15 protein-coding genes are annotated in these 14,123 nt (G+C 33.8%); 12 read left to right on the top strand and 3 right to left on the bottom strand.

Annotation, left to right across the window (positions count from 1 at the left end):
- Window positions 1–105: 105 nt before the first annotated feature.
- A complete protein-coding gene (locus tag BUC23_RS06915; protein ID WP_073207524.1) occupies window positions 106–792 on the bottom strand; it encodes an ABC transporter ATP-binding protein in 687 nt (228 codons plus the stop codon).
- A 351-nt stretch (window positions 793–1,143) separates the two neighbouring features.
- Between BUC23_RS06915 and BUC23_RS06910 the strand changes: the two genes are divergently transcribed.
- The gene (locus BUC23_RS06910; protein WP_073207520.1) at window positions 1,144–1,827 is read left to right on the top strand and encodes a hypothetical protein; all 684 of its coding nucleotides are present in this window, start codon (window positions 1,144–1,146) and stop codon (window positions 1,825–1,827) included.
- A 52-nt stretch (window positions 1,828–1,879) separates the two neighbouring features.
- On the opposite strand, the gene BUC23_RS06905 is transcribed toward BUC23_RS06910, so the two are convergent.
- Window positions 1,880–2,659 carry an O-methyltransferase gene (locus BUC23_RS06905; protein WP_073207515.1) on the bottom strand — a complete coding sequence of 260 codons (780 nt, stop codon included), beginning with the start codon at window positions 2,657–2,659 and terminating at the stop codon, window positions 1,880–1,882.
- Between the two features lie 287 nt (window positions 2,660–2,946).
- Here BUC23_RS06905 and BUC23_RS06900 point away from each other — a divergent pair, with 287 nt between their 5' ends.
- Complete coding sequence (locus BUC23_RS06900) at window positions 2,947–3,252, top strand: hypothetical protein (protein ID WP_073207512.1); 306 nt, start codon at window positions 2,947–2,949, stop codon at window positions 3,250–3,252.
- A gap of 896 nt (window positions 3,253–4,148) precedes the next feature.
- Here the strand turns inward: BUC23_RS06900 and BUC23_RS06890 are convergent.
- Window positions 4,149–6,011 (bottom strand): ABC-F family ATP-binding cassette domain-containing protein, encoded by a 1,863-nt coding sequence (locus tag BUC23_RS06890; RefSeq protein WP_073207503.1) that lies wholly within the window; start codon window positions 6,009–6,011, stop codon window positions 4,149–4,151.
- Window positions 6,012–6,333: 322 nt separating this feature from the next.
- On the opposite strand from BUC23_RS06890, the gene BUC23_RS06885 reads away from it, so the two are divergent.
- The 10 genes from BUC23_RS06885 (at window position 6,334) to ftsY (ending at window position 14,071) form a co-directional block, all read left to right on the top strand.
- Complete coding sequence (locus BUC23_RS06885) at window positions 6,334–7,497, top strand: glycosyltransferase family 2 protein (protein ID WP_073207498.1); 1,164 nt, start codon at window positions 6,334–6,336, stop codon at window positions 7,495–7,497.
- Window positions 7,498–7,581: 84 nt separating this feature from the next.
- The gene (locus BUC23_RS06880) at window positions 7,582–8,886 is read left to right on the top strand and encodes a dihydrolipoamide acetyltransferase family protein (RefSeq protein WP_073207495.1); all 1,305 of its coding nucleotides are present in this window, start codon (window positions 7,582–7,584) and stop codon (window positions 8,884–8,886) included.
- Between the two features lie 145 nt (window positions 8,887–9,031).
- Window positions 9,032–9,802, top strand: a complete 771-nt coding sequence (locus BUC23_RS06875; protein WP_073207492.1) for a 3'-5' exonuclease — start codon at window positions 9,032–9,034, stop codon at window positions 9,800–9,802.
- A 37-nt stretch (window positions 9,803–9,839) separates the two neighbouring features.
- A complete protein-coding gene (locus BUC23_RS06870; protein ID WP_073207489.1) occupies window positions 9,840–10,451 on the top strand; it encodes a fumarylacetoacetate hydrolase family protein in 612 nt (203 codons plus the stop codon).
- A complete protein-coding gene (locus BUC23_RS06865; protein ID WP_073207485.1) occupies window positions 10,451–10,795 on the top strand; it encodes an Hpt domain-containing protein in 345 nt (114 codons plus the stop codon). Before BUC23_RS06870 ends, BUC23_RS06865 begins: the two co-directional genes overlap by 1 nt.
- A 196-nt stretch (window positions 10,796–10,991) precedes the next feature.
- Window positions 10,992–12,245 (top strand): competence/damage-inducible protein A, encoded by a 1,254-nt coding sequence (locus BUC23_RS06860; protein ID WP_073207482.1) that lies wholly within the window; start codon window positions 10,992–10,994, stop codon window positions 12,243–12,245.
- 71 nt (window positions 12,246–12,316) lie between these two features.
- Window positions 12,317–12,553, top strand: a complete 237-nt coding sequence (gene rpmB / locus BUC23_RS06855; RefSeq protein WP_024980263.1) for a 50S ribosomal protein L28 — start codon at window positions 12,317–12,319, stop codon at window positions 12,551–12,553.
- Between the two features lie 27 nt (window positions 12,554–12,580).
- Window positions 12,581–12,763 (top strand): 50S ribosomal protein L33, encoded by a 183-nt coding sequence (gene rpmG / locus BUC23_RS06850; protein WP_017495179.1) that lies wholly within the window; start codon window positions 12,581–12,583, stop codon window positions 12,761–12,763.
- A 74-nt stretch (window positions 12,764–12,837) separates the two neighbouring features.
- Window positions 12,838–12,990, top strand: a complete 153-nt coding sequence (locus BUC23_RS06845; RefSeq protein WP_073207479.1) for a DUF4295 domain-containing protein — start codon at window positions 12,838–12,840, stop codon at window positions 12,988–12,990.
- A 127-nt stretch (window positions 12,991–13,117) separates the two neighbouring features.
- Window positions 13,118–14,071 carry a signal recognition particle-docking protein FtsY gene (ftsY, locus tag BUC23_RS06840; protein WP_073207477.1) on the top strand — a complete coding sequence of 318 codons (954 nt, stop codon included), beginning with the start codon at window positions 13,118–13,120 and terminating at the stop codon, window positions 14,069–14,071.
- Window positions 14,072–14,123 lie beyond the last annotated feature (52 nt).

Genomic DNA, 14,123 nt, shown 5'->3' with positions numbered 1-14,123 from the left:
GCCCGGATAGCAGTGGAAATCCTTTTCTAAAGCTTCCAGCCTTTTGAAGGCTGGAAGCTTTAGAAAAGATTGTAATGTATAGCCGGAAGTAGCTCCTGAAAAAAACTATTTAACCGTATCGCTTTCGATCAGTCCGTCTCTTAAACGGATGATTCGGTGCGCATAAGCTGCAATTTCTTCTTCGTGAGTAACCAGAATGACAGTGTTTCCGTTAGCATGTATGTCTCCAAAAAGTTTCATAATTTCAAGCGAAGTTTTGCTGTCCAAGTTTCCGGTTGGCTCATCGGCAAGGATGATTGACGGTTTGTTGACTAGAGCACGAGCAATTGCCACACGTTGGCGTTGTCCACCTGAAAGTTGATTGGGTTGGTGATCCATTCTATCAGCAAGATTTACTTGCTCTAATACTTCGGAAGCACGTTTATTTCTCTCTGATTTAGAAAACCCCGCATAAATCATGGGTAAAGCCACATTATCAAGTGCAGTTGTTCTGGGCAAAAGGTTAAAAGTCTGGAAAACGAAGCCTATTTCTTTGTTACGTATTTCGGCTAATTCATCATCTTTCATCTTACTCACATCTTTACCGTTCAAAATATAAGTTCCTGAGGTAGGCGTGTCCAAACAACCCAAAAGGTTCATCAAAGTTGATTTTCCGGACCCGGAAGGTCCCATTAACGCAACATATTCCCCTTTGTTTATTTCTAAATCAATGCCTTTTAGGACATAAACGATTTCGTTTCCGAGAACAAAATCCCGCTTTATATTGGATATTTTAATTAATGGATTGGCCATTGAGGTTTTAGATTTTAGAGATGGTATTCAGGTTTTAAAAGTACAAAAGACTTTTGGATTACAAATAAGTAGTTGTTTTTTAAATTTGTTACAGTATTGCTTAAAAATTGGAATTCAAAATGGCTCAAATATGCGGTTAAATTGATTTTTTGAGTTTTTGTTTGATTTTAATAGGTGAAATGGTAGTTTGATGTTTTATATAATTTTAGTAATAAGTTATATAATTATTGTTATATTTTTGTTTATTTCATAATTTATTTTATTATTTTCATAATTTTTGGTTAATTATTGAGTTTTTTGTAAATTGCTATACATTTGTACTAGAAATATTTTTAATTAAATCACAAAATTATGAAAAGTAGAAATTTATTATTAGGAGCAGCAGTAATCGCATTAGGATTTACATCATGTAAGGACGAAAAAGCAACAGAAGCAGAGAAAAAAGTTGATACCTATGTTGTATATGTAGATTCAATTGGAAATGTTGCTGAAGCAGATGCTAAAACAAATTGGGAAGCAATTGATGCTTCATACCAAATGAGAATTAATGATGCAGAAGCTGCTTTAGAAAATTTAAAAGATAAAGAAAAAGCGCAGGAAAGAATAGATGCAAGTAAAGCTAAGTATGCTGCATTAAGAGATAAAATGCAAGATGATATGGAAGTAAAAGAAGAAGTATCTTCAACACCTGCACCAGTTAACTCAAAACAGCAATTAAGAAATGCTTTGTTTGGTCAAGGAAAAATTGGTGATGATATGAATTTTAGTTGGGTAAATAAAGACAATATTCATAGTGTTTACCAACAGTTTATTCATACTGCAGAAGACAATAAGGACAGTTATTCTCGTGAGGATTGGGACGAAATAAAATTAATGTATGAAGCATTAGACAGCAGAAAAAATACCGTTGAAAAAGAAGGACTTTCTTCTGAAGACAATAGAAAAATTGCTGGTTTGAAATTTAAATTTGCTCCAATGTTAAAAGTAAATAGAATGGGAGCGAAATCTGAAGAAATGCGTGATGCAAAACAATAAATAATTGTTGGTTTAAGTGAGAAATGACCGTCCGTAATGGCGGTCATTTTTTTTATACCCGAATTGTAAAATGTTCTTTTGGTTGTTCTCTTCTGAAAAATACCAAACCCCATTGAAAGGTGTCTATTGTAACGGTAACTGCAGGATGGTTTTTTATTATTTCCCACGCTTCTTCCATTTCTGACGACCAATGAATGTCATCGAAAATCCAAACGGTTTCGTTCGTAATTGTGGGTAATAAAAGTTCAAAATAGTCTAAAGTCGCTTGTTTTTGATGATTACCGTCGAAGTAAATGAGTTGAAAGTTGAAAGTCGAAAGTCGAAAGTCACTCAAATAACTGGAGAATTCAGAAACTTCACTTTTTATATTCTTGAAATTAAATTTTTGAAATTGTTCTTGAGCAATTTTTGCCGTTTCCGGACAACCTTCGAGTGTGGTTATTTTGGATTTTAAATTCCCTACAGAAAATGCTGAAGTCGCTAATCCTAAAGAAGTTCCAATTTCTAAAATGCTTTCCGGCTGGAAATAATGGACGATTCTAAACAACAATTCGGAACGTTTGGGACTTATTCCTGCGGTTTTTGCAATCTTGGATATTTCTCTTGTAATGGATTTAAAAACTTTTGAGCCCGCACCATAATCAGTGACTGCAATTGTATTTTTATTTTCTAAAAGTGAATTTCGATACTTTTTTAGAACAGCATATTCCGGTTTTGATTTGGTGTCATAAAAACATTTCGTAATCAAGTTGAATACAAAAGGGGAGTGTACCGCATGTTCATTTTTAGAATGCCAAAGAAATTGTAAGTAGGATTTAATCTGAAATAGCATAGCGATTTTTAGACAGTGTTACACAAAGTTAGCACGAAGATACAAAGCCATTTAATAAAAGTGGAATTATAGTCCCTGATTTAAAACTATATTTTTGCTTCTTTTTTATTTAAACTAAAAAGAATAGGAGCTTTGGGATCATTTTATTAATTTATTTTCCCAATAATTAATAATTTAAGGGCTGTTATCGTGCAGTTTTCTTTTTTTTGTTATCTTTAATTTTGAATTCAGCAGCTATAAAAGTTGTTCATAAATTTTAATTTAATCACATTTTAATTTTAAATACTATGGTAATAGAGTATCAAGGGGAACAAAACGGAATTCCAACAAAATTTACTATCAGAATCATCGGGAATAATCTTTCGAAAACAAGTTCTAATTACCAAATTGATTTTTTGGTAGGAGACAAGCAATTGCCAACTTTTAAGACCTTAATTCATAAAAGATTGTCAAACTGCTTGAAAGAAGTATACTTGTTTCGTAAACACAACGGTATCAAGTTTGACGCTTCTACTGAAAAAGTAGCGCCAAAATTAACCATTTACGATTCTATATTATACAACTATCACAAACATACCTTGTTTATGGCATAAGACATTTGCGAAAGACAAGTTTATAAAAAAAGCCACAACAGAATTAGATTTTGTTGTGGTTTTTTTGTTTGTTTTGATGCTCATTGTTATGGGCACAAAGTCAGAGACATTTGCGCAGCCCAAGCAAGACCTATTGTATACGTCGAAGAGCAGGTAATAGTAATTATTTGTCTTTTTTAGGAGACTGAAGTGCAAATGCGAATCCTAGACCAAACAACAATGTTATCAGTCCTGCGAAATATGGGATTAATTCAGACATCTTTAGTGTTTTGTATCAGTTTTAAATAAATGCCGAACGCTAATATGGAAGGAACCCAAATTCCAATAAAGATGGCTTGATCTTTATTTCCCTGAAAATATAAAATTTCCGAGAAAATTAATGAAAGGAAAGCTGCAACGAATAGTAGCTTGTCAGATAACGTAAATTTTTTTAACATTTTTAGTAATTTAAAGATTACTTTTTAATAAAATAATCAAGTAAATCTATTAAACATATGTTGAGAATTGATTGTTTCTATTGTTGTTTTATCAAATTATTAGGTATTGTTTATCAGTTAGATTTTTAAGAATAATCGATTGACTATTTATTTTGAATTCAAATTAATGACAACAATTCGTTCATCCCCCTATTTGCTTGTTTCTTTTGGAGGAAAAAAAAGAATAAAACTAAAAAATAGAAGTTTGCAAAATTATTTAAAAGATTGCTATACTATTTCTTGATAAACAGTTTTAGTTCATAAAAAAAACAAACCCCACTATTTTTAGCGGTAAAGCTGAAATTGGTGGGGTAGTAAATAATATATAATGATTTTGTATTGCTTTTGTCATTTCGACGAAGGAGAAATCTCATTCCTCCTTCGTCGAAATGACAAACTATTTCTTTTTAGAATGATAATTTATCCTTCTATCTTTGCAGAAAGCTCAAACCATCTTTCCTCTTTATCTTCAATTTTATTATTGATGTTTTCTAATTCTTTTGCTTTGGTCAAAACATTACTTTCTTCGACTTTTCCATCCGAGAATAATTTCTCGATGGCTACTTTTTGAATCTCTAAATCTTTGATTTCTCGTTCGATTTTCTGGAATTCTTTTTGCTCATTGAAAGTCAGGTTTCCCGTTGGATTATTTTGTTTCCAGTCTTTCTTGTCGGCTTTGTTGTCCTCTTTTTGAGCTACATCAACACTGTCTTCGTAGGCTCTAAAATCAGAATAGTTACCAGGGAAATCTTCAACTACACCATCACCTCTAAAAATGAATAAGTGATCTACAATTTTATCCATGAAATACCTATCGTGAGAAACTACTACCAAACAACCAGGATAGTCCAAAAGGAAGCTTTCTAAAACATTCAGTGTCACAATATCTAAATCATTGGTAGGCTCATCCAGAATCAAGAAGTTCGGATTCTGAATCAAAACCGTACACAAGTACAAACGTTTTAATTCTCCACCACTCAATCGATCTACAAAATCATATTGTTTTTTAGCATCAAACAAGAAACGTTCTAACAATTGCGAAGCCGAAATCAATTTCCCTTTCATCAACGGAATAAATTCTCCGTATTCCTTAATAACATCGATCACACGCTGACCCGGTTTTGGGTTGATTCCGCTTTGGGTATAGTAACCTACTTTTATAGTTTCACCAATAACCACTTTTCCACTATCAAGCGGTAAAGTTCCAGTCAATAGATTCAAGAATGTCGATTTTCCTGTTCCGTTTTTTCCAATAATTCCAATACGTTCGCCACGTTGAAAATCAAAACTGAAATTGTCCATGATCACATGATCCTTGAATTTTTTAGAAATTTTGTGAAGCTCGATAATCTTGCTTCCCATACGTTCCATGTTAATTTCCAGTTCTACTTTGTTTTCACGACGGCGACTTTGCGCTTTCTCCTTAATGTCATAAAAATCATCCTGACGCGATTTAGATTTTGTCGTTCTCGCTTTTGGTTGACGGCGCATCCACTCCAGTTCTTTCACAAAAAGATTCTGCGCTTTATCAACACTCGAATTTTCAGATGCGATGCGTTCTTCTTTTTTCTCTAAATAGTAAGAGTAATTTCCTTTGTATTGGTATAATTTTCCGTTGTCCAATTCGATGATTTCATTACAAACACGCTCCAAAAAGAAACGGTCGTGCGTCACCATAAACAAGGTAATATTTTCTTTTGTAAAATAGCTTTCCAACCATTCGATCATCTCTAAATCCAAGTGATTCGTAGGTTCATCCAAGATTAATAAATCAGGACGATTAATCAAAATGATAGCCAGTGACAAACGTTTTTTCTGTCCACCCGAAAGATTTTTTACTTTCAGTTTGAAATCTTCCAACTTCAATTTGAACAAAATTTGTTTGTACTGCGTTTCAAAATCCCAAGCATTGTGCTGATCCATTCCGTCAAAAGCTTTTTGATACGCTTCTTCATCTTCCGGATTTTCTAATGCTTTTTCATAAGCTTCAATCACTTTCAACGTTTCATTATCTGAAGCGAAAATGCTCTCTTCAATTGTCAATTCTTCCTGCAAATTATTATTTTGCGACAAGAATGCCATTTTGATGCCTTTTCTCAAAACAACTTGACCAGTATCTGACTCTTCTAAACCATTAATGATACTCATAATAGTGGTTTTTCCAGAGCCATTTTTGGCAATAAAAGCTATTTTTTGGTCTTTATTAATTCCGAACGAGATGTCTTTAAACAACGTACGTTCACCAAAAGATTTCGAGATGTTTTCAACAGATAAGTAATTCACTTTGTAGGGTATGAGTTATAAATTATAAGTTATGAATTCGTAACGAAGCATAACTTTTTTGCAAAAGTAATTCATTTAAACCAAGTTTCAAGTTTTTGTGGTTCAAGTAATGTTAAAACTAAAAAATTTAGGCTAATTTTTAGGAGCGAATGATCTGATTTTATTTGGAAGCATCGCTCCCGCTTTCTGTTGCAATCTTTGTTGTTTCCTCTCAAAGGATTTTCACTTCAATCGGGGCTACGGAGAAACATGTTTTTTAATTTTTTACACTTTGAATCTTTGAATCTTTGGGTCTTTGCATCTTAAAATATATCTTTGAAAAATGCAGCTATCCGTCATCATCCTCAATTACAACGTTCGGTATTTTTTGGAACAATGTGTTCTAAGCGTTCAAAACGCATTAGAATCCATTGACGGCGAAATAATTGTAATCGATAATAATTCGCTAGATGACAGTTGTGACATGATGAGACAGCGTTTCCCTAACGTAAGACTCATTCGAAATAAAGAAAATTTGGGTTTCCCAAAAGGGAATAATATCGGCGTAGCCCATGCGCAAGGAGAATATGTTTGCATTCTGAATCCCGATACGGTTGTCGCTGAAGATACATTCACTAAAGTGTTGCAATTCGCCAAAAAGCAAAGCGATTTAGGAATTGTAGGAGTGAAACTCATTGATGGCACCGGGAACTTCCTGCCGGAAAGTAAACGAGGTGTTCCAACACCTTTTGTGGCATTTACAAAGGTTACGGGCTTGTATAAAATATTTCCTAAATCAAGAATATTCGGGCAGTATTACGCGCAACATTTAGACGAAAACGAAAACGGAGAAGTTGAAATTCTTGTGGGGGCATTTATGTTTATGAAACGAGATTTGTATCAGCAAGTTAGTGGTTTTGATGAAGATTGTTTCATGTACTCAGACGATATTGATTTGTCTTATCGGGTACTGAAAGAAGGAAAGTCTAATTATTATTTTCATGAAACAACGGTCATACATTATAAAGGAGAAAGTACAATTAAGGACGGAATTTATATGAAAAGATTTCAGGAAGCGATGCAATTCTTTTATAAAAAACACTTTAAGGCTTCGGTAGTCTTTTCTTTATTTATGAAAGCAGGAATTGTGTTTTTCTCTTTTGTGAAAATGTTTCAAGGTCAGCCTAAATTAAGAATAAGACCAAAATCTTTTATTTTTTATTCTTCGAACAAGGAAATAGCAAATAAACTGTCTCTGATTTTTCAAAATAAAGTCTCTTTTCACGATTTAAAAACAGAAAAAATGGTAATTTCGTCTTCTGTGAAAAGGGAAACAGAAACGGAAATCATGTTGGATAACGAATTTATTTCTTTCAAAGAATGCATTCGTTTTATGGAATCATCAAAAAATAAAGGTTTTACCTTTAGAATTTTACCCAAAAATGCCAATTTTTTAATTGGAAGTGATAATTCGAGGGAAAGAGGAGAGGTAGTGAAAATTGAGTGAAAAATTACATTAAATGTAATTTATATTTAAAATATTTAGTAATTTCGCAAACTGAAAACAAAAAACACCTTTTAGGTTAACAATATGGCAAGATTTGAATTAAAACTTCCTAAAATGGGAGAAAGTGTCGCAGAAGCAACCATTACAAATTGGTTGAAAGAAGTTGGAGACAAAATTGAAGCAGACGAAGCGGTACTCGAAATAGCAACTGATAAAGTTGATAGTGAGGTGCCTAGCGAAGTGTCGGGTATTTTGGTGGAACAACTATTTGGTAAAGATGATTTAGTTCAGGTAGGGCAAACAATTGCTATTATTGAAACTGAAGGTGGAGAACTTGTACCTGTTGTTAAAGAAGCGGCTACCCCAGAGGCAGTTGCTGAAGTAACAAAAACGGTTGATGCAGCCAAAGAAAGCGTTGCAACTCCAACAAATTTCTCTGATTCTGAAAAATTCTTATCGCCATTGGTGAAAAATATCTCTAAAGAAGAAGGTGTTTCTGTTGCAGAATTAGACACGATTTCAGGAACTGGAAAAGAAGGAAGGGTTACTAAAAATGATATTTTAGAGCACGTAAAAAATAGAACAAGCCAACCGGTAGCTGTAACGGCTCCTGTGGCAGAAGTTCAAAAAACAGTTTCAGCTCCTGTCGCTCAAAAAGCGGCTCCCGTTTCTGTAAGCGGTGGTGATGAAATTGTTGAAATGGACAGAATGCGTAAGTTAATTGCGGGTTACATGGTAGCTTCAGTTCAAACTTCGGCTCACGTGCAATCATTTATTGAAGTGGATGTTACGAATATTGTAAAATGGAGAGAGAAAAATAAAGTTGCTTTCGAAAAAAGAGAAGGAGAAAAGTTGACGTACACGCCAATTTTCATGGAAGCAGTTGCAAAAGCTATAAAAGATTATCCAGGAATGAATATTTCTGTAGAGGGTGATTTTATCATCAAAAAGAAAAATATTAACCTTGGAATGGCAGCATCATTGCCAAACGGAAACTTGATTGTTCCAGTTATTAAAAATGCGGATCAATTGAACTTAGTTGGAATGGCAAAAGCAGTAAACGACTTAGGAGGTCGTGCAAAAGCTGGAAAACTAAAGCCGGATGATACTCAGGGAGGAACATATACAGTTACTAATGTGGGGACTTTTGGAAGTGTTTTTGGCACGCCAATTTTAAATCAGCCACAAGTTGGGATTCTGGCTCTTGGAGCAATCCGTAAAATGCCTGCAGTAATCGAAACTCCGGAAGGTGATTTCATAGGTATTCGCCAGAAAATGTTCTTGTCGCACAGTTACGACCATAGAGTTGTAGATGGTGCGTTAGGAGGAAGTTTTGTAAAAAGAGTCGCTGAATACTTAGAAGCTTTTGATGTAAACAGAGATCTGTAAAAATTTATGATTATAATAAAAACCCGATTGATTTTTAAAAATCAATCGGGTTTTCTTTTTTTGAGTATTTATGAAACTTTAAACTTTAAACTTTAAACGAAATTAAACCCAAATTTCTATATTTGTACTAATACAAAATATAGACATGGAATTAAAGTTAAGTAAGCCAATTTGCTTTTTCGATCTGGAAACCACAGGAATTGATATCGGAAAAGACAGAATTGTAGAAATATCAATATTCAAAGTTTTTCCTAATGGAAATAAAGAAAGTAAAACATGGTTAGTGAATCCCACTATTCCAATCCCTGCACAAACTACAGCCGTTCATGGAATTACCGACGAAAAAGTAGCCAATGAACCTACCTTTAATGAGCTGGCTTCGCAGGTTTACGCAATGATTAAAGACAGTGATTTAGCTGGATTTAATTCGGATCGTTTTGATATTCCGTTATTAGCAGAAGAATTATTGCGTGCCGGAGTAGATTTTGATATGAAAGGAAAAGTTTCGGTAGATGTTCAAACTATTTTTCATAAAATGGAGGAACGCACCTTGTCTGCTGCTTTGAAATTCTATTGTGGTAAAGGACTGGAAAATGCACATTCTGCCGAAGCGGATACGATGGCCACTTATGAAATCCTTAAAGCACAATTAGATCGTTATCCAGAATTGGAAAATGACATGAAATTACTTTCGGAATTTTCAACAAGAAAAAAGATTGCCGATTTTGCAGGGATGATTGCTTTTGATAAGGATAATGAAGAGATTTTTTCATTTGGAAAACACAAAGGAGTAAAAGTGGATAAGGTTTTAGAAACGGAACCAGGTTATTTCAGTTGGATTCAAAATGCTGATTTCCCTTTATATACCAAAAAAGTTTTAACGGCAATCAAACTTCGAAAATTGAATACGAAATAAGGTTCAGTTTATAGCCTGACTATTGAAAATCAAAACAATGAAAATAATCTGCATAGGTAGAAATTATACCAACCATATAGAAGAATTACAGAACGAAAGGCCAACAGAACCAGTTGTTTTCATGAAACCGGATTCGGCTGTTTTATTGAAACAGCATCCGTTTGTAATTCCTGAATTTTCGGAAGATGTTCACCATGAAATCGAAATTATTGTAAAAATCAATAAAGTTGGGAAGTATATTGAACCTAAGTTTGCTCATAAATATTATGACGAAATCAGTGTTGGAATCGATTTTACAGCTCGTGATTTACAAGATAAATTAAAGGCAAAAGGTCTGCCTTGGGAAAAAGCAAAAGCATTTGACGGTTCGGCAGTTATAGGAGAATTTATACCAAAAAATCAATTTAATTCGTTAGAAAATATTACATTTGAATTGACGAACAATAATGAAACGGTGCAAAAAAGTAATTCCAGTCATATGTTGTGGAAAATTGACGAACTAATTTCTTATGTTTCTCAGTTTTTTACGCTAAAAATTGGCGATATCATTTTCACAGGTACTCCGGAAGGAGTGGCTGCCGTAAAACCAGACGATGTTTTAGAAGGATTTTTAGAAGGACAACAACTCTTTAGAATACAAGTAAAATAATGGCTTTAAAATATAACCTTTCCAAAGTGTACGCACTTTCAGATAACGATCCAGAATTTGTAAATGAAATTCTGAATTTGTTTGTTACCGAAGTTCCTGAAGATTTAATGCAAATCAAAGAAGGAATAAAAAAGAAAGATCATAAACATGCTTATGCTTATGCTCACAAAATTAAACCTACCCTTGATTTATTGGGTCTGAATGTCGCTTTTGAAGAAATTCTGCAAATTGAAGCTTGGACAAAAGCAGAGGGTAAAAAGAAAGAAATAAAAGAAACTTTCAAAAGCGTAAAGAATCAGGTTAATGATGCTATCAAAGAAATCAAAAAAGACTTTGATTTGTAAAATTTGGGCTTGACCACGCTTTCACTATCGTTACAGCGTGGTCGGGCTATCCGTTGCAATCTCTTTCTTCTCGTTATAAGAACGAGATTAGAGATGATTTTCACTTTTATCCCTCACGCAAAACGGAATCTACTAATTTAGATATTCTGTTTTTAGATTAAAATCTCAGAAAAAAAACTCCATCAACTTCAAAAAAATGAAAGCAACCATAATTACTATAGGTGACGAAATTTTAATTGGACAAATTGTCGATACGAATTCTGCTTTTATTGCCAAATCATTAGACAGAATTGGTGTAGAAATTAACGAAATGATTTCGATAAGTGATGATAAAAAACACATTTTGGATACTTTTGCAAAGCTTCAAAACAAGGTAGATTTAGTTATTATAACTGGTGGTTTAGGACCTACAAAAGATGACATTACCAAAACAACATTCTGTGACTATTTTGAAGATGAATTGGTAGTTAATAAAGCAGTCGAAAATCACGTTGTCGAGTTAATTGAACGTGTGATGAATAGAAAAGCTTCTCAAATTAATAAAGACCAGGCTCTTGTTCCTTCTAAATGTACAGTGCTTCATAATCAGGTAGGAACAGCACCAGGGATGTGGATGAAAAAAGAAAATACGGTTTTTATTTCGCTTCCTGGAGTTCCTTATGAAATGAAATATTTAGTCGAAAATGAAATCATTCCAAAAGTAGTTCGGGAGTACAAACGTCCTTATATTATCCATAAAACAATTCTTACTTATGGTCAGGGCGAAAGTCATGTTGCCGAACGGATAGAAGAATGGGAAAATAACCTTCCAGAATTTATAAAATTGGCTTATTTGCCAGCTCCGGGAAGGGTTCGTTTGAGACTTTCTGGCAGAGGTACTGATAAAGAAAAATTAGAGGCAGCAATTGCTGAAAATGTTAAGTCATTGGATGCGATAATCCACGATATTATTGTTGGTTTTGATGATGACGAAACCTTAGAGGTAGTTGTTGGGAAAATGCTGACAAAACAAAATAAAACTATTTCAACGGCTGAAAGTTGCACTGGAGGCAAAATTGCTCAACTTTTAACCTCTTTTCCAGGAGCTTCAAATTATTTTAAGGGTAGTGTGGTTTGCTATGCGACAGAGATTAAAATTAATGTTCTTGGCATACCGGACAGCCTCATAAAAGAGCATTCTGTTGTAAGTAGGGAAGTAGTTTCGGCTATGGCTTTGAGTATCAAAAAAATGATGAAAACGGATTACGCAATTGCCACAACCGGAAACGCCGGACCTTCAAAAGGGGACTCAGAAGCTCTAATTGGCACTGTTTTTATCGCATTGGCTACTCCAAATGATATAATTGTTGAAGAATTTAATTTTGGTCAACCACGTGAAAAAGTGATAGATAGAACAGTAATGAAGAGTTTGGAAATATTACAGAAAGAAATTTTGAAAAATGTGCTTTAATTATTTTGCATAATAGGTTTATTTTTCTTTTCTTTGCACCCTCGATTTGAATAACGATAAAAGATAAGATAATGTCAAGAGTTTGTGACCTTACAGGTAAAAGAGCGATGGTAGGAAATAACGTTTCTCACGCTATGAATAAAACTAAGAGAAAATTTTCTGTAAACTTAGTTAAAAAGCGTTTTTATCTTCCAGAAGAAGATAGATGGATTACTCTTAGAGTAGCAGCATCTACGATAAAAACAATTAACAAAAATGGAATTGCTGCGGTTTTGAAAAAAGCACAGTCAGAAGGATTTATTAAATAATCCATTCCAAAATAAAAAAATAGCAAGATGGCAAAGAAAGGTAATAGAATCCAGGTAATTTTAGAATGTACTGAGCACAAGACTTCAGGTGTTGCAGGGACTTCAAGATACATCACAACAAAGAACAAAAAAAATACTCCAGACAGATTAGAGATTAAGAAATTTAATCCAATCTTGAAACGTGTAACAGTTCACAAAGAAATTAAGTAATAATTAGCGATTTTGATGAAAATTTCAAATGGTGACATTTGGAGGTTTTGTTAAAATACATATACATTTAAATCATGGCAAAGAAAACAGTAGCAACGTTACAGACATCTTCTAAGAGATTATCAAAAGCCATCAAAATGGTGAAATCTCCAGTAACAGGAGCATATACATTCGTAGAATCTATTATGGCTCCAGAAGCAGTTGATGAATTCTTGAAAAAGAAATAGTTAACAATCACATTATATAGAAAAGCTACTTTCATTCGGAAGTAGCTTTTTTATTTTCTATATTTACCGTTAGAAAATCGTATTGACTCTTTAAGTCTAAATACTTCATTTTTAATACTATTACACAATGAGTTTTTTCAAAAGAATATTTTCCCAAGAGAAAAAAGAAACATTAGACAAAGGTCTGGAAAAATCAAAAACAACTTTCTTTTCAAAATTGACCAAAGCGGTTGCCGGAAAGACTAAAGTTGATGATGACGTTTTAGATAATCTGGAAGAAATTCTCGTGGCTTCGGATGTTGGGGTAAATACCACATTGAAAATTATCACTCGGATAGAAAAGCGTGTAGCTTCGGATAAATATCTTGGAATAGAAGAACTAAATCAAATCCTTAGGGAGGAAATAGCTAGTTTACTGTCTGAAACAAATTCAGGTGAAGCTACTGAATTTGTGATTCCAACTCAAACCAAGCCTTATGTTTTAATGGTTGTTGGTGTCAACGGAGTGGGAAAAACGACTACTATAGGAAAATTAGCATATCAATTTAAAAAACAAGGCTACAAAGTGGTTTTGGGTGCTGCAGATACTTTTCGTGCCGCAGCTATAGATCAATTGCAAATTTGGGCGGATAGAGTAGGTGTTCCTATTGTTCGTCAGGATATGGGAAGTGATCCTGCATCGGTGGCTTTTGATACTTTGCAGTCCGCGGTTGCTCAAAATGCAGATATCGTAATTATTGACACTGCAGGACGTTTGCATAACAAAATCAATTTGATGAACGAGTTGACAAAAGTGAAACGAGTAATGCAAAAAGTTGTAGGGGATGCACCTCACGATGTTTTGTTGGTTCTTGATGGTTCTACGGGTCAAAATGCGTTTGAGCAAGCCAAACAATTTACTGCCGCTACAGAGGTAACTTGTTTAGCGGTTACTAAATTAGACGGTACTGCTAAAGGAGGTGTCGTAATTGGGATTTCAGATCAATTTCAAATTCCTGTCAAATACATTGGTGTAGGGGAAAAAATTGAAGATTTACAGGTGTTTAATAAGTACGAATTTGTGGATAGTTTCTTTAAATAATATAATGCAATGAATTTTTCTTCTTTTAAAAATACAAACCCGATTTATTTTT

The organism is Flavobacterium xinjiangense (assembly GCF_900142885.1).
Lineage (GTDB): Bacteria > Bacteroidota > Bacteroidia > Flavobacteriales > Flavobacteriaceae > Flavobacterium > Flavobacterium xinjiangense.
Note: the sequence above shows the minus strand (reverse complement) of the source record. Positions and strands in the feature narration are given on the sequence as shown.